The 16,180-nt window shown below is 74.7% G+C and carries 13 protein-coding genes; 2 read left to right on the top strand and 11 right to left on the bottom strand.

Annotation, left to right across the window (positions count from 1 at the left end):
* Window positions 1–131: 131 nt before the first annotated feature.
* From MF672_RS19785 to MF672_RS19760, 6 genes are all read right to left on the bottom strand, one after another.
* Window positions 132–1,340, bottom strand: coding sequence for a cytochrome P450 (locus MF672_RS19785; RefSeq protein ID WP_242377332.1), 1,209 nt, complete (start codon window positions 1,338–1,340; stop codon window positions 132–134).
* A gap of 275 nt (window positions 1,341–1,615) precedes the next feature.
* Window positions 1,616–2,473 (bottom strand): IclR family transcriptional regulator, encoded by an 858-nt coding sequence (locus tag MF672_RS19780; RefSeq protein ID WP_242377330.1) that lies wholly within the window; start codon window positions 2,471–2,473, stop codon window positions 1,616–1,618.
* Window positions 2,474–2,573: 100 nt separating this feature from the next.
* Complete coding sequence (locus tag MF672_RS19775) at window positions 2,574–3,329, bottom strand: XdhC family protein (protein ID WP_242377327.1); 756 nt, start codon at window positions 3,327–3,329, stop codon at window positions 2,574–2,576.
* Window positions 3,326–5,674, bottom strand: coding sequence for an aerobic carbon-monoxide dehydrogenase large subunit (locus MF672_RS19770; RefSeq protein ID WP_242377325.1), 2,349 nt, complete (start codon window positions 5,672–5,674; stop codon window positions 3,326–3,328). Before MF672_RS19770 ends, MF672_RS19775 begins: the two co-directional genes overlap by 4 nt.
* Window positions 5,671–6,138, bottom strand: a complete 468-nt coding sequence (locus tag MF672_RS19765; RefSeq protein WP_242377323.1) for a (2Fe-2S)-binding protein — start codon at window positions 6,136–6,138, stop codon at window positions 5,671–5,673. The genes MF672_RS19770 and MF672_RS19765 overlap by 4 nt, the downstream gene beginning before the upstream one ends.
* Window position 6,139: 1 nt before the next feature.
* A complete protein-coding gene (locus MF672_RS19760) occupies window positions 6,140–7,003 on the bottom strand; it encodes an FAD binding domain-containing protein (RefSeq protein WP_242377321.1) in 864 nt (287 codons plus the stop codon).
* A gap of 86 nt (window positions 7,004–7,089) precedes the next feature.
* Here MF672_RS19760 and MF672_RS19755 point away from each other — a divergent pair, with 86 nt between their 5' ends.
* Window positions 7,090–7,998, top strand: coding sequence for a LysR family transcriptional regulator (locus tag MF672_RS19755; RefSeq protein WP_242377319.1), 909 nt, complete (start codon window positions 7,090–7,092; stop codon window positions 7,996–7,998).
* A 47-nt stretch (window positions 7,999–8,045) separates the two neighbouring features.
* Here the strand turns inward: MF672_RS19755 and eda are convergent, their stop codons facing one another.
* The 4 genes from eda to zwf form a co-directional block, all read right to left on the bottom strand.
* On the bottom strand, window positions 8,046–8,660 hold the full coding sequence (gene eda / locus MF672_RS19750) for a bifunctional 4-hydroxy-2-oxoglutarate aldolase/2-dehydro-3-deoxy-phosphogluconate aldolase (protein ID WP_242377317.1): 615 nt from the start codon (window positions 8,658–8,660) through the stop codon (window positions 8,046–8,048).
* 21 nt (window positions 8,661–8,681) lie between these two features.
* A complete protein-coding gene (gene glk, locus MF672_RS19745) occupies window positions 8,682–9,647 on the bottom strand; it encodes a glucokinase (protein ID WP_242377315.1) in 966 nt (321 codons plus the stop codon).
* Between the two features lie 88 nt (window positions 9,648–9,735).
* A complete protein-coding gene (gene edd, locus MF672_RS19740; protein WP_242377340.1) occupies window positions 9,736–11,679 on the bottom strand; it encodes a phosphogluconate dehydratase in 1,944 nt (647 codons plus the stop codon).
* 17 nt (window positions 11,680–11,696) lie between these two features.
* Window positions 11,697–13,172, bottom strand: a complete 1,476-nt coding sequence (zwf, locus tag MF672_RS19735) for a glucose-6-phosphate dehydrogenase (RefSeq protein ID WP_302893236.1) — start codon at window positions 13,170–13,172, stop codon at window positions 11,697–11,699.
* A 144-nt stretch (window positions 13,173–13,316) separates the two neighbouring features.
* On the opposite strand from zwf, the gene MF672_RS19730 reads away from it, so the two are divergent.
* Window positions 13,317–14,513, top strand: a complete 1,197-nt coding sequence (locus MF672_RS19730; protein WP_242377312.1) for an ROK family transcriptional regulator — start codon at window positions 13,317–13,319, stop codon at window positions 14,511–14,513.
* A 31-nt stretch (window positions 14,514–14,544) separates the two neighbouring features.
* On the opposite strand, the gene MF672_RS19725 is transcribed toward MF672_RS19730, so the two are convergent.
* The gene (locus MF672_RS19725) at window positions 14,545–16,119 is read right to left on the bottom strand and encodes an ATP-binding cassette domain-containing protein (RefSeq protein ID WP_242377309.1); all 1,575 of its coding nucleotides are present in this window, start codon (window positions 16,117–16,119) and stop codon (window positions 14,545–14,547) included.
* Between the last annotated feature and the right edge of the window lie 61 nt (window positions 16,120–16,180).

Here is a 16,180-nt window from a genome sequence, read left to right as displayed (position 1 = left end):
GCCGTCGTCGTCCTGTCCCAAACCGAACCGTTCCTCCGCCCGGCATGCCGTTTTGTACCCCAGACTCTAACGGAGGAAGGGGCCCTCCGTAGGCCAGTGGCGCTGAGCAGGCATGCCCGCGGGGACGGCCCTCAGGGACGGGCGGGCTTGCGGCGGGTGGGCCGCATCCGGACGCGCAGCCGGGCGAGGTTCACGGCGTGGGGGATCGGGCGGTGCGGGGACAGCGACCGCCCGATCTGCTTGGGCCTGGCGTCCCGCAGCAGGGTGGCCAGGAAGGCGGTGCCGACCGCGAGCGTCAGGTGCACGGCGTCGCAGCCCGGCCGGGCCCACCACTCGCCGGCGGCGGTGCCGTCGAGCCAGATGCGCGGCGTGAACGCGTCGGCGTACGGCAGCCGCGGGCTGCGCTGGTGCACCGCGAGCGGCACGAGCACGGGGGTGCCGGGGGGCAGGGCGGTGCCGTACCAGTGGGTCTCGGCGGCGGTGACCCGCGACAGCGCGGGCACCGGCGGCCACAGCCGCAGCGCCTCGCGCAGGCAGGCCCGCAGGTGCTCGGGGTCGGCGCGGGCGGCCTTGCGGTGCGCCGGGTGGGTGGCCAGCAGCGCGAGCGTCTGCAGCAGCGCGCCCGCGGTGACGCCGAACCCCATCAGCCAGTACGCGGCCTGCATCAGCCCGCGCGACTCGGCCTCGTCGGGGGTCTCGGCGATCAGCCCGGCCAGGCTGCCGGGCTCGGCCCTGCGCAGATGGTCGAGGATGCGGGCGTCGTAGCGGCCGGACAGCACCTCCTGGCGGCGCCCGGCCCGCCGCCTGCCCGCCCGCCTGAGGCCGGTCAGCAGCCGGGTCAGCTCCTCGTCGCCGGCCGCGCCGTCGCCGTACACGCAGCGGCGGGCCACCCGCTGCCAGCGCGCGTCGAGGCGGGCGAAGTCGACCACGCCGGTGGTGCGCGCGCCGGTGGTGAGTGCGCCGGTGGTGAGCGCGCCGGTGGTGAGCGCGGCGGTGGTGAGCGCGGCGGCCTCCTCGCGGGCGATCTCGATGAACGCCGGGCGCAGGACGTCCGTCGGCAGGCCGAAGGGCCGCTCCTCGACGCCGGGCGCGTAGGCGTCGCGCTCCTCCACCAGCACGCGCAGCACGTCGCGGCGGGACAGCACGAGCAGCGCGGGGCCGCGCCGGCGGCCGCGTACGAGCACGGGACGGCCGCCGTACCTGGCCTCCAGCGCGGTGAGCAGGGAGCGGGCGCGCAGCAGGTCGCGGCCGGGGAGGGCGTGCGGCGCCCACGGCGGCACCAGCGCGGCCGAGAGCCGCAGGCTCTCCAGCACGCTCGCCCTGGGCAGCCCCCTAGGCACCGGTGTGCTCCCGCCCGGGCCGCCGCGCCCGGAGCCGGGCGCTGGAACGTTCCCGCGGTGACCGCGGGTGCCGGACCCGCTTCCCCGGCGCCCGCTGGTCCGGGGCCGTACGGGCCCGTGCCCAGCGGACCGCGGGCGCCTCCGGGGTGGCCGGAGCGGGAAGGAAGTCCATACCGGTCATGTGATCGCGCCGGCCCGCCCGCCCGCAATCGGGGTTTCGGCCAGTGGAACGCTTCCCGCCGCGAAACCCCTTCGCGTCCCGGCCCGCGGAACGCCTACCCGCCGAGCAGCGCCGCCGAGATCGCCTGCGCCGCCCCGCGCACCGCGATGCCGAGCCGCCCCAGCGCCGCGCCGGGCGCCGGCGCGGCCACCCCCAGCGACATGCGGATCCGCCCGCCCGGCCCGAACACCGGTGCGGCCACGCACGCCACGCCGTCGGCGAACTCCTCCTGCGCGTACGCCACCCCGTGCCGCCGCACCTGGGCCAGCTCCCGCTCCAGCCGCGCCGGCGTGGTGATCGTCCGACGGGTCATGCGCTCGAACGTGCCGCGCGCCAGCAGCTCCTGCCGTAGCCGCGGGTCGAAGGCCAGCAGCGCCTTGCCGGTCGCCGTGCAGTGCAGCGGCGCCAGGTCCGCGGCGTCGGACGGCGTGCCGACCCGGTTGTGCCCGTACAGCCGCTCGACGTAGCGGGCCTCCAGGCCGCACGGCACCGCCAGGTTCACCGTCTGCCGGGTGGTCTCGTACAGGTAGAGCAGGTACGGCAGGACCACCCGGCGGGTGCCGGGGACGCGCGCCCGGCCGCCGCCCGCGAGCACGTCCAGCAGCTCGCCGGGCAGGTAGCCGGTGCCCGCCCGGCGGACCAGCCCGCGCCCGCACAACACGCCGAGGATGCGGTGGGCGGTGGACTTGGGCAGGCCCGTGCTGCGGCAGAGCTGGGCGAGGCTGACCGGCCCCGGCCCCGGCGCCTGGGCGAGCGCGAGCAGGATGTCGATCCCCCTGTCCAGGCTTCCCGGCTGCGACCCGGGACGGCTGCCCGGGTGAGTGTCCGGGCGGACGTCCGGGCGGCTGCCCGGGTGGACGTCCGGGCGGTCGCCGGCGAGCGGTGGCTCCTGGCCGGCCGTTTGCGTGAGCATCAGTGTCCCTTCGCTCTGCGCGAGCAGGAGGGGGCTTCCCCGAGACTGCGGCTTGACATCCCTTGACCTACCCCGGCGGCCGCGTCCCCAAATACGCAGGTCAGCGCAGATCGATGAGCTCGGCGTAGACCGACACCGCCACCTCCCCGGGCGTCCTGGCCCCGATGTCCAGGCCCGCCGGGACGTGCACCCGCTCGCCCCCCTCCACCCGGGCCAGCACGGCCGCGCCGCGCCGGCGGCTGGCGACGAGCGCCACGTACGGCACCCCCTGCGCCAGCGCCGCCCGCAGCACCGGCTCCTCGCCCACGCCGTGGCTCGCCACGAGCACGGCGGCGGCGTCGCCGGCGATCGGCGTCAGCGGGTCGGCGCTCGCCTCCACCTGGTAGCCCATCGCCCGGCCCACGGCGGCGAACGCGCGGGCGATGGGGCTGTCGCCGTGCACCTGGACGAGCACGGGCGGCAGCACCGCCTCCAGGAAGATCTCCAGCGTGCCGCCGGACAGGCACGGCTGGCCCACCGCGACCAGCCCCTCCTCCTCGTGCGGCTCGCCGGCCTCGGGCGTGATGCGCAGCAGCGTGGCGCGTCCGGTGCTGAGCAGGCGCAGGCCCTGCGCGCGGACCGTGTCCGTGGCGCACACCCCGCCGACGAACCCCTCGATCGTCCCGTCCGGCAGCACCAGCGCCCGGTCGCCCGCCTTGGCGCTGGTCGGCCGCTGCGCCCGCACGACCGTGGCCAGCACGTACGGCTCCCGCCCCGACCGCAGCTCCGCCGCCCGCGCCTGCACGTCGAGCCCGCCCGCGGGCTGGGCGGCCGGCGCCCGCCGCACGGGCGCCGGCATGCCCAGGAACTCGCTCACGGGATCGCCAGGTCCGTGCGGAACGGCCGTCCCTGGACGACCCGCCACACGTTCGCGGGGGTGAGCGGCATGTCCGCGTGCCGCACCCCGTACGGGGCGAGCGCGTCCACCACGGCGTTGACCACGGCCGGCGGCGACCCGACGGTGGCCGACTCGCCCACCCCCTTGGCCCCGATCGGGTGCGTCGGCGACGGCGTCACCGTCTCGCCCAGCTCCCACGACGGGCACTCCATCGCGGTCGGCAGCAGGTAGTCCATGAACGAGGCGCCCAGGTGGTTGCCGTCCTCGTCGAACGCCATCACCTGCATGAGCGCCATCCCGACCCCGTCGGCGAGCCCGCCGTGGATCTGCCCTTCGACGATCATGGGGTTGATGCGCACCCCGCAGTCGTCCACCGCCACGAACCGGCGCACCTTGACCTGCCCGGTGCCCGGGTCGACGTCCACGACGCAGATGTAGGCGCCGAACGGGTAGGTCAGGTTCGGCGGGTTGTAGACGGTCACCGCGTCGAGGTGGCCCTCGACGCCCTCGGGCAGCTCGAGGCTGCCGTGCGCGGCCAGCGCGATCTCCGCGATCGACCTGCCCGCGGCCGGGTCGCCGACCACCGACCAGCGGCCGCCGTCCCACTCCAGGTCGTCCGGGGACGCCTCCAGCATGGCCGCCGCCACGATCTTCGCCCGGTCGCGCACCTTCCTGGCCACCAGGGCGGTGGCCGCGCCGGAGACCGGGGTGGAGCGGGAGCCGTACGTGCCGAGCCCGAACGGCGTCTGGTCGGTGTCGCCGTGCACGACCTCCACGTCGTCGGCCGGGATGCCCAGCTCCTGCCCGACGATCTGGGCGAACGTCGTCTCGTGCCCCTGGCCCTGCGACTGGCACGACACCCGCAGCACCGCCTTGCCGGTCGGGTGCACGCGCAGCTCCGCGCCGTCGGCCATGCCGAGGCCGAGGATGTCCATGTGCTTGCGCGGGCCCGCGCCGACGGCCTCGGTGAAGAAGCTGACGCCGATGCCCATCAGCTCGCCCCTGGAGCGCCGGTCGGCCTGCTCGGCGCGGAGCTTGTCGTAGCCGATCATGTCCATGGCCAGGCGCAGCGCCTTGGGGTAGTCGCCGGAGTCGTACTCCCAGCCGGTGGGGGAGTGGTACGGGAACTGCTCGGGCCGCAGCAGGTTGCGCAGCCGCAGCTCGGCCGGGTCCAGACCGAGCTCGGCGGCCAGCAGGTCCACCATGCGCTCGACCAGGTAGACGGCCTCGGTGACGCGGAAGGAGCAGGCGTAGGCGACGCCGCCGGGCGCCTTGTTGGTGTAGACGCCGGTGACCTCGCAGTGCGCGGCCTCGATGTCGTAGGAGCCGGAGAAGACGTGGAAGAAGCCGGCCGGGAACTTGGTGGGCTGCGCGGTGCCGTTGAACGCCCCGTGGTCGGCCAGCACCTTGACGCGGATCGCCCGGATCCGCCCGTCGCGGGTGGCGGCGATCTCGCCGCGCATGTGGTAGTCGCGGGCGAAGGCCGTGCTCATCAGGTTCTCGGAGCGGTCCTCCATCCACTTCACGGGACGGCCGGTGACGATGGAGCCGACGATCGCGCACACGTACCCGGGGTAGATGCCGACCTTGCCGCCGAAGCCGCCGCCGATGTCCGGGGAGATCACCCGGATCTTGTGCTCGGGCAGCCCGGCCACCATCGCGTACAGCGTGCGGTGCGCGTGCGGGGCCTGCGTCGGGCACCATACGGTGAGCTTGCCGGTGACCTTGTCGAAGTCGGCCACCGCGCCGCAGGTCTCCAGCGGGGCCGGGTGCACGCGCGGGTAGAGCATGTCCTGCGCGAGCGTCACCTCGGCCTGCTCGAACAGGGCGTCGGTGCGGGCCCGGTCGCCGGCCTCCCAGTCGAAGATGTGGTTGCCGGTGCGGCCCTCCAGGTCGTCCCTGATCACCGGGGCGCCCTCGTCGAGGGCGCGGCGGGCGTCCACGACCGCCTCCAGGGGGTCGTACTCGACGTCGATCAGCTCCAGCGCGTCCCTGGCCGAGTACGGGTCCTCGGCCACCACGAACGCGACCTCCTGGCCCTGGAAGCGCACCTTGTCGGTGGCGAGGACCGCCTGGGTGTCCTGCGACAGGGTGGGCATCCAGGCCAGCCCCAGGCCCTCCAGGGTCCGCCCGGTGATCACCGCCCGGACCTTGGGGTGCGCCTCGGCGGCGCTGGTGTCGACGGAGACGATCCTGGCGTGCGCGTGGGGGCTGCGGATGACGGCGCCGTACAGCATGCCGGGCAGCCGCACGTCGTCGGTGTAACGGCCGCGCCCGCGGATGAACCGGGCGTCCTCCTTGCGGTGCATCCGCCCGAAGCTCATGACCGCGCCTCCTGTTCCGCCGCCCACCTGATCGAGCGGACGATGTTCTCGTAGCCCGTGCACCGGCAGAGCTGGCCCGAGATCGCCTCCCTGATCCGGCCCTCGTCGGGGTCGGGGTCGCGGTCCAGCAGCCAGCGCGCGGTCAGCAGCATGCCCGGCGTGCAGAACCCGCACTGCAGCCCGTGGCACTCCACGAAGCCCTTCTGCACCGCGTCCAGCTCGCCGTCCCGCTCCAGCCCCTCGACCGTCGTCACCTCGTGGCCGTCGGCCATGACCGCGAGCACCGTGCACGACTTGACCGGCACGCCGTCGAGCCGCACGGTGCACACGCCGCAGTTGGAGGTGTCGCAGCCCCAGTGGGTGCCGGTCAGGTCCAGCTCGTCGCGCAGGAAGTGCACGAGCAGCAGCCGGGGCTCGACGTCCCGGGTGTGCGGCTGCCCGTTCACCGTGACCGTGATGCGCATGTCAGATCCTCCCGGCGGCGCGGGTGAGGGCGCGCCGGGTCAGCTCGGCGGCCAGGTGGCGTTTGTAGTCGGCCGGGCCGCGCTGGTCGGCGTGCGGCTCGCAGTGCCCGGCCGCGATCCGGCCCGCCTCGGCGAACGCCTCGGCGGCCGGCGGGCGGCCGATCAGGTGCCGCTCGGCCTCAGGGGCGCAGAAGTTCTCGGCGCCGACCGCCGTCAGCCCGATCCCGGCCTGCGTGATCACGCCGTCCGCGACGGTGAGCACGGCTCCGGCCGCGGCCACCGGCCAGTCGCCGGCCCGCCGCTCGACCTTCTCGTACGCGCTGCCCGTGCCCGGCGTGACCGGCACGCGGAGCTGGACCAGCAGCTCGTTCGGCTCGACGGCGGTCTCGTAGGGGCCGCGGTGGAACTCCCTGACCGGGACGGCGCGGAGGCCGCCCGGGCCCTGGATGACGGCGGTGGCGCGCAACGCGGCGAACACCGCCGGCAAATCCTCGGACGGGTCTCCCTGGCAGAGCGAGCCGCCAACGGTCCCCCGATTACGCACTATCGGATCGGCAATAACCCGCTCCGCATCACGAAATATCGGGAAAAGGTCGGTGGCGGTCTCGCTCTCCAGCAATTCGGCGTGCCGGACGAGCGCCCCGACCGCCAGCTCGCCGCCCTCCACCGCGATCCGCCCCAGCTCGCCGGCCAGGCCGTTGATGTCGATCAGCGCCTCGGGCTGGGCCAGGCGCAGCTTCATCATGGGAATGAGACTGTGGCCGCCGGCCACGATCCTGGCCTCCGGGCCGTACCGCTCCAAGAGCGCGATCGCGTGCGGCACGCTGTCGGCTCGCTCGTATTCGAACGTCGCGGGAACCTGCATGCCCAGCACATTGCTGGCGCCGATTTGTCGCGACAATCCACAAATAAGGGATTCCTTAATCCGCGCCCGGCGTCTATGAAAGGGGCGTGACACTCAGCCAGCTCGGCGCGTTCGTCTTCGTCGCCCGCCTCGGCTCGGTCAAGGCCGCCGCGCGGGCCCTCGGCGTCAGCGAGCCCGCCGTCTCGCAGTCGCTCGGCCAGCTCCGCCGCCACCTCGGCGACCCGCTGCTCACCCGCAGCGGCGACCGCATGGTGCTCACCGAGGGCGGCCGCCGGCTGCTCGGCATCGCCTCCCGGATGGTCGCGCTCGGCGCCGAGGCGATGGACGCCGTCCGTCCCGGCCGCCCCGCCCGCCTCCACGTCGTCATGGACGCCGGCCTCGCCGAGTACGTGGCCGGCCCGCTGCTGTGCCTGTTCACCCAGCGCAAGCCGGTGGACGCGACCTCGGGGGTGGCCGCCACCGCCGAGGTCCCGCTGCTGCTGTCCAGCCGCCTCGCCGACGTCGCGCTCGGCGCGCAGGCGGGCGGCGACGGCCTAGTGAGCCGCCCGGTGCTGCGCTGCCGCCTCATCGTCGTCGGCGCGCCCCGGGGCCGCCGCGACCACTGGCTCGTCGGCCCCTCCGGCGCCGACCCGGCCAGCGACACCAGCCGCCTGCTGCGCCTGTTACGCGTCCCGGAGTCGCAGGTGCGCGTCTACGCCAACCAGAGCGCCGCCTGGAAGGCCGCCGCCGAGGGCGCCGGCCTCGCCCCCGCCACCGCCCACCTGGTCTCCGCCCAGCTCCGCCGCGGCGCCCTGATCCCCGTCGACACCCCGGCCACCCCGCTCCCGTCCTACTGGTACGCCACCACCCTCGACGCCGCCACCCGCTCCGCGGCCGCCGGCACCTTCCTCGACTTCCTCACCACCCCGTCCGCCACCCAGACCATGCGCACCCCGGACGACGGCATCCCCCGCAACCGCTTCCGCCCGCCGGTGCACGTCTCGATCTGGAGCTAGGCCCACCGGACGCGCGCCACCAGAGCCCTCAGGGGCCCTCGGGGGCCTCATGGGCACAGGGCGGCGGCCTCGGCGGCGAGTTTCTCGACGCGGGCCCAGTCGCCCGAGGCCAGGGCGTCGGCCGGGGTGAGCCAGGTGCCGCCCACGCAGCCCACGTTCGGCAGCGCCAGGTAGTCGGCGGCCGTGGTGGCGCGGATGCCGCCGGTCGGGCAGAAGCGCACGTCGGGCAGCGGCCCCGACAGGGACTTCAGGTACGGCACGCCGCCCGCCGCCTCCGCCGGGAAGAACTTCAGCTCCTTGACGCCGCGCTCGGCCAGCGCCATCACCTCGGAGACCGTGGCGGCGCCCGGCAGGTACGGCATCCCGCTTCCCTCCAGCGCCTCCACCAGCGACGGCGTGGTGCCCGGCGACACCAGGAACCGGGCGCCGGCGGCGGCCGAGGCCGCGATGTCCTCGGCGGTGCGCACGGTGCCCGCCCCCACCGTGGCCTCCGGCACCTCGGCCGCGATGCGGGCGATGGCCTCGCGGGCGGCCGGGGTGCGGAGGGTCACCTCGATGACCGGCAGGCCGCCGGCGACCAGCGCCCGGGCCAGCGGCACCGCCGTCCCGACGTCGTCGATCACCACGACGGGGATCACGGGGGCCAGATCGAGCAAGCTCATAGGGTCTTCTCTCCTCATTGTTCAGCTCACCAGCTCGCGGCGGGCGTGCTGGCTCAGCCAGGCCGCCGCGCCGGTCAGCGCCGGCTGCGGGGCGACGATGAGCGCCGTCCCGATGCCCTCCAGGTACGCCGACATGTCGGGGTTGGCGGTGAAACGGGCGCGGAAGTCGCTGGCGCACACCCGCTCCACGATCCGGGGCAGCACGCCGCCGCCCAGGTACACCCCGCCCCGCGCGCCCAGCGTCAGCGCGACGTTGCCGGAGAAGCTGCCCAGCATGCCGCAGAACACCTCCACCGTCTCCGCGCACAACGAGTCGTCCAGCCGGGCGACGATGTCGGCGGCGGACAGCTCGGGCGCGCTCACGCCGTTGACCTCGGCCAGCGCCCGGTGCAGCCGCACCAGGCCGGGCCCGGACAGCACGTGCTCGGCCACCACGTGCGGCAGCCCCCGCGCCTGCAGGACCCGGACGATCTCCAGCTCCCGCGCGTCCACGACCGGGACGGTGACGTGCCCGCCCTCGCCGGGGATCGGCGTCCAGCCGTGCTCGGCCGGCACCAGCCCGCCGACGCCGAGCCCGGTGCCCGGGCCCAGCACCGCCTTGACGCCGTGCCCGGGCGCGGGGCCGCCGAGCGAGACCAGGTCGTCGCCGTCCAGGTGCGGCAGCGACACGGCCAGCGCCTCGAAGTCGTTGAGCAGCCGCGCGTACGGGATGCCGAGGTCGCGCACCGACCCGGCCCACGCCGAGTTGGTGAGCCGGTAGCGGTCGCCGTCGATCGGGCCGGCCAGCGCCAGGCACGCCGCCCCCGGCCGCACTCCGCCCGCGTGCTGCGCGAGATAGGCGGCTACGGCTTCGGGGAGGGTGTCGTAGTCGGCCCCGGCCAGGACCGCGACGTTCGACGGCCGCTCGTCCAGCGAGGTGACCAGCCCGAAGCGGGCGTTGGTCCCCCCGATGTCGGCGACGAGCCACGGAAGGTCAAAGGCACTCACCGCGCACCTCCGGAGATCAGGGCGGCGTCAAGATCGCTCGCCATCCTCCGCAGGATGTCACGGACGCCCGCGCCGGCCCAGAGCAGGCTCACCGGGCCAGCCCGGCGGGCCGCGCCCCGAACGGGGCGCCCGTCTCCAGGTGGGAGGCGCCCGCCTCGGCGGGGAAGCCGAGCCCGGGGCCGTGGTGCGGCGACTCGGCGCCGCTGACGCCGAAGATGCCCGCGCCCTGCTCGGCGTGGCCCGCCATGCGGCGGAACGCGGCGAACAGCTCGCGCCCGGTGCCCACCCACTGCGCGTCGCTCAGCGGCCGGCCCTCGGGCGCGCGCCGGGCCAGCTCCTCGGCCGGCACCAGCAGCTCCAGCGTCCCGGCCGCCGAGTCGAGCCTGATCACGTCGCCGTCGCGCACCAGCGCGATCGGGCCGCCGTCGGCCGCCTCGGGCGACAGGTGGATGGCCGCCGGGACCTTGCCCGACGCGCCGGACATGCGGCCGTCGGTGACGATCGCCACCCGCTGGCCGCGGTCCAGCAGCACCGCCAGCGGCGGCGTCAGCTTGTGCAGCTCGGGCATGCCGTTGGCGCTCGGGCCCTGGTAGCGGAGGACGGCCACGAAGTCCTGCCCGTCCAGCTCGCCCGCCTCGAACGCCTTCAGCAGGTCGAGCTGGTCGTCGAACACCTTGGCCGGCGCCTCGATCACCAGGTGCTCCGGCTTGACCGCCGAGACCTTGCTGACCGCGCGGCCCAGGTTGCCCTCGACCATGTGGATGCCGCCGTCGGCGGAGAACGGCTCGGCCACCGGCCGCAGCACGTCGCGGTCCTTGCTGCCGCCGGTCACCGGCGACCAGACCAGCTCGCCGTCCACCAGCTCCGGGGCCTCGCGGTAGCGGTCGAGGCCGGGCCCGGCCACGGTCAGGACGTCGCCGTGCAGCAGGCCCGCGTCCAGCAGGTCGCCGATGAGCACCTGCATGCCGCCGGCGTCGCGGAAGTGGTTCACGTCCGCCTGGCCGTTGGGATAGATCTTGGTGAGCGACGGCACGACGCCCGACAGGCGGGCGAAGTCGTCCCAGGTCAGCACGAGGCCCGCGGCGGCGGCCATGGCGACCAGGTGCAGCGTGTGGTTGGTGGAGCCGCCGGTGGCCAGCAGCGCCACGCAGGCGTTGACGATCGACTTCTCGTCCACCAGCTCGCCGATCGGCGTGTACGCGTCGCCGTGCGCGGTGATCTCCACCGCGCGCCGCCCGGCCGCCCTGGTCAGGGCGTGCCGCAGCTCGGTGTGCGGGTTGACGAACGTCGAGCCCGGCAGGTGCAGGCCCATGACCTCCATCAGCGCCTGGTTGGAGTTGGCGGTGCCGTAGAAGGTGCAGGTGCCGGGGGAGTGGTACGACTCGGCCTCGGCGTTCAGCAGCTCGTCCCGGCCGACCTTGCCCTCGGCGAAGAGCTGGCGGGTGCGGGCCTTGACCTTGTTCGGCAGGCCCGAGGCCATCGGCCCGGCCGGGACGAAGATCGCCGGCAGGTGCCCGAAGTGCAGCGCCCCGATGAACAGGCCCGGCACGATCTTGTCGCACACGCCCAGCAGCAGCGAGGCGTCGAACATGTCGTGCGACAGCGCGATCGCCGTCGCCATGGCGATGACGTCGCGGCTGTAGAGCGACAGCTCCATGCCGGGACGGCCCTGCGTGATGCCGTCGCACATGGCCGGCACGCCGCCCGCGACCTGCGCCACGCCGCCGGCCCTGCGCACCGCGTCCTTCAGCTCCGGCGGGTAGGTCTCGTACGGCTGGTGGGCGGAGAGCATGTCGTTGTAGCTGGTCACGATGGCCACGCCGGGCTTGGCCGAGCCGCGCAGCGCGAGCTTGTCCTCGGCGGGCGCGGCGGCGAAGCCGTGGGCCAGGTTGGCGCAGCCGAGGTGCGCGCGGGCCGGGCCCTTGGCCCTGGCGGCCTCCCCGTCGCGGCGGATCCGCGCCAGGTAGTTCGCCCGGCTGGCGGCGCTGCGCTCGCGGATGCGGTCGGTGATCTCCTGGACGACGGGGTTCATGGCGGTCCGGTCGGGGTTCACAGTTCCTCCTCGTGCCAGGCGCGACCGCTGCGGCCGAGCAGCTCGTGGGCTCCGGCGGGGCCGGTGGTTCCGGCGGGGTAGGGCTCGGGCAGGGCGGGGTCGGCGCGCCAGGCGTCCAGGATCGGATCGATCCAGCGCCAGGCGGCCTCGACCTCGTCGCGGCGCATGAACAGGGTGGGGTTGCCGGCCAGCACGTCGGTGAGCAGCCGCTCGTACGCCTCGGGCACCCGGTTGCTGAACGTCTTGCCGAAGCTCAGCGCGAGCGGCACCGGCTTCAGCGTCACCTCGCCCGCGCCCGGCTCCTTGGCCATGATGTGCAGCTCGATGCCCTCCTCCGGCTGCAGGCGCAGCACCAGGCGGTTCGGGCTGCCGCCGGGGAAGATGGAGTGCGGCACGTCCTTGAACTGCACCACGATCTCCGAGCGCCGGTACGGCATCCGCTTGCCGGTGCGCAGGTAGAACGGCACCCCGGCCCAGCGCCAGTTCCTGATCTCGGCGCGGATCGCGGTGAAGGTCTCCACCCGGCGTGAGCCTTCGGTGGGCGGCGTCGAGCCGGGCTCGTCGAGGTAGCCGGGCAGGTCGCCGGCGCCGGTGTACTGGCCGCGCACGGTGAACCGGCCGGCCTCGGTGCCCGCGATGGGTCGCAACGCCTGCAGCACCTTGACCTTCTCGTCGCGGATGGCCTCGCGGTCGTTGCGCGCGGGCGGCTCCATCGCGGTGAGCGTGAGGAGCTGGAGCAGGTGGTTCTGCACCATGTCGCGCAGCGCGCCCGCGTGGTCGTAGTAGCCGCGCCGGCCCGGCGTGCCGACGGTCTCGGCGGCGGTGATCTGGACGTGGTCGATCCAGAGCGAGTTCCAGATCGGCTCCAGGAAGGCGTTGGCGAAGCGCAGCACCAGCAGGTTCTGCACCGTCTCCTTGCCCAGGTAGTGGTCGATGCGGAAGATCTGGCGCTCGTCGAAGATGGCGCCGACCTCGTCGTTGATGCGCTGCGCGCTCGGCAGGTCGTGGCCGAGCGGCTTCTCCAGCACCACGCGCGAGCGCGGCGTCACCAGCCCGGCCGCGGCCAGCTCGCGGCAGAAGGGGCCGAACGTGCGGGGCGGGCTGGCCAGGTAGAACACCCGGTCGCGGTCCTCGTGCCCGGCCAGCAGCGCGGCGAGGTCGTGCCAGCCGGAGCCGTCGGCGCCGCCGACGTCCACCGACACGTGGTGCAGCCGGCCGAGGAAGCGCTCCCATCCGGACGGGTCGTCGTCCACCGGGACGAAGGCGCGTACCTCGGCGTCCACCTTGCCGCGGAAGTCGGCGTCGGTCAGCCCGCCCCGGGACATCGCGATCACGCGCGTGGCGGGGGAGAGCCGGCCGTCCCGGTCGCAGTGGTACAGCGCGGGCAGCAGCTTGCGCATGGACAGGTCGCCGGTCCCGCCGAAGACGACGAGGTCGGCCGTATGGACACCGGGGACGGAATGGGTGGACACGGTGAGGGACTCCGCAAGATCTACCAACGCAAGGACAGAACGGACACTAACCAGAGTTTGGGTCTTGCACAAGCAGAGTTTTGCCATCTGAGATGAAAAAGTTCGGAGTTTTCATTACACAACCCTGTGTGGTTCACTTAGCCGATGCCACGTCGTACCGCCGCGACCCTCGCCACGAGCGGCGAGGTGCTCCGCCTGATCCGCACCGGTGAGGCCGTCACGCGGGCCGACCTCGGCCGGGTCACCGGCCTGTCGCGCCCCGCGGTGCAGCTGCGCGTCGCCGAGCTGCTGGAACGCGGGCTCGTCGTGGAGCGCACCGACGCCCCCTCGACCGGCGGCCGGCCGCCCGTGCGGCTCGAGTTCAACGCCTCGGGCGGCGTCGTGCTGGTGGCCGCGCTCGGCGCGACCCGCACCCGCGTCGCCATCTGCGACCTGGCCGGGCGCGAGCTGGACGGCCGCGAGTTCGCCATGGACGTCGAGCAGGGCCCCGACGTCGTGCTCCCCCTGCTCATGGACACCTGGGACGACCTGCTCGGCGACCGGCCGCGCGGCATGATCCGCGGCGTCGGCATGGGCGTGCCCGCCACGGTCGAGTTCGCGCAGGGCCGCACCGAGAGCGCCCGGGTGATGGCCTCCTGGACCGGCGTGGTCATCCCGCCGGTCATCCGCGCCCGCTTCCCCGTCCCAGTGCTGGTCGACAACGACGTCAACGTGCTGGCCATCGGCGAGCACCGCGGCCTCTACCCCGACCTCGACGACCTGATGTTCGTCAAGGTGTCCACCAGGATCGGCGCGGGCGTGATCGCGGGCGGCGGCATCCTGCGCGGCGCGCTCGGCGCGGCCGGCGAGATCGGCCACATCCCCGTCCTCGACGGCGGCGGCGTGCTGTGCCGCTGCGGCAACACCGACTGCGTCGACTCCGTCGCCAGCGGCACGGCGCTGCTGCGCGAGCTGCGCGCGGCCGGCCGCGACGTCAGGACCATCGCCGACGTGACGGCCCTGGTCCGGGCCGGCGACGCCGAGACCATGGCGATGGTCCGCACCGCCGGGCGGCGCATCGGCGAGGTGCTGGCCGGCGCGGTCAACATCCTCAACCCGTCGGTCGTGGTGCTCGGCGGCGACGTGGCCGAGGCGTTCGGCCCGCTGGTGTCGAGCATCCGCGAGGTCGTCTACCGGCGCTCCACCGCGCTCGCCACGCGGCGGCTGCGCATCGAGCCTAGCCGGCTCGGCGCGCAGGCGGGCATCAGCGGGTGCGCGGTGATGGTGCTCGACCACGTGCTCTCGCCCGAGGCGGTCGACGAGACCATGACGGTCACCGCGTTACGGCGCCAGCCGGTCTGACCGGCCGCGCGTCCCTGGCCCCGGCCGTCGGCTACACGTCCCAGAGCGGTTCGGCGCTCTCCCTGACCCGCCCGTCGGCGCAGAAGACCAGGTGCCGGTCGAGGTCGCGGGCGAACCAGCGGTCGTGCGTGACCGCCAGCACCGTGCCCGCGAACCCCTCAAGCCCCTGCTGCAGCGCCTCCGCGCTGGCCAGGTCGAGGTTGTCGGTCGGCTCGTCGAGCAGCAGCAGCGTGGCCCCGGACAGCTCCAGCAGCAGGATCTGCAGCCGCGCCTGCTGCCCGCCCGACAACGTCTCGAACGGCTGCCCGCCCGCCGGAGCCAGCTCGTAGCGGGCCAGGGCCGCCATGGCCTCGTTGCGGGTCAGCGCGTGCCGCTCCATCAGCACCTCCGCCGCCGCCCGGCCCGCCAGGTCGGGACGCAGGTGCGTCTGCGCGAAGCGCCCCGGCACCACCCGCGCGCCCAGCCGGGCCTCGCCGGTGTGCGCGATCGGCTCGCCGGCCAGCAGGCGCAGGAAGTGGGACTTGCCGGTGCCGTTCAGGCCGAGCACGCCGACCCGCTCGCCGTAGCCGATCTCGGCCGAGAACGGCCGCAGCAGCCCGGTCAGCTCCAGCTCCTCGCACACCACCGCCCGCTTGCCGGTGCGCCCGCCGCGCAGCCGCATGCGCACGTTCTGCTCCTTCGGCGCCCGCCGCGGCGGGCCCTCGCGCTCGAAGCGCTCCAGCCGGGTCACCGCCGACCGGTAGGCCCCGGCCAGCGCGTCGTTGTGCGCCGAGCGCTGCCGCAGCGTGTGCGCCAGGCGGCGCAGCCGGGCCCGCTCGTCCTCCCAGCGCTGCCGCCGCTCCTCCAGCCGCTCCGCGCGCCGCCGCCGCGCCTCGCCGTAGCCGGCGAAGCCGCCGCCGTGCACCCACACCGTACGGCCCTCCACGGTGACGATCCGGTCGGCCGCCTCGGCGATGAGCTGCCGGTCGTGCGAGACCAGCAGCACCGTCTTGGACGAGTCGCGCAGCGCCCGCTCCAGCCACCGCTTGGCCCGCACGTCGAGGTAGTTGTCCGGCTCGTCCAGCAGCAGCACCTCGTCGGGGCCGCGCAGCAGCGCCTCCAGCACGAGCCGCTTCTGCTCGCCGCCCGACAGCGTGGCGAGGCTCCGCTCCCGGACGCGCTCGTACGGCAGCCCGAGCGCCTGGCCCGCGCACACGTCCCAGACGACCTCCAGCTCCCAGCCGCCCGCGTCGGCGTAGCCGGCCAGGGCCTCGGCGTAGCCGAGCTGCTCGGGCTCGGCGTCGCGCCGGGCCAGCGCCGCCTCGGCCGCCGCGAGGGCCGCCGCGGCCTCCCGCACCCGGCGCGGCGCGACGCCGAGCAGCAGGTCGCGGACCGTGCCCGTGCCGAGGAACTGCCGCATCACGCCGAGGCCGCCGCTGCTCGTCACCCGTCCGCCGGCCGGCCGCAGCTCGCCCGCGATCAGCCGCAGCAGCGTGGTCTTGCCGCCGCCGTTCGGCCCGACGAGCGCCGCCTTCGCCCCGTCGCCGACCTTGAACGACGCCTCCAGCAGCAGCGGGCGGCCGTCCGGCAGCAGGTACGTCAGGTCGCTCACCTCGATGTGCCCCATGACCGCCCGCCTTCTCGATCGCCGTTCCACTACTAGACCATTGATCCGGTCGCCGTACAAC

It is taken from the genome of Actinomadura luzonensis (assembly GCF_022664455.2).
Classification (GTDB): Bacteria; Actinomycetota; Actinomycetes; order Streptosporangiales; family Streptosporangiaceae; genus Nonomuraea; species Nonomuraea luzonensis.
This window is presented reverse-complemented; position numbering and strand designations above follow the sequence as displayed.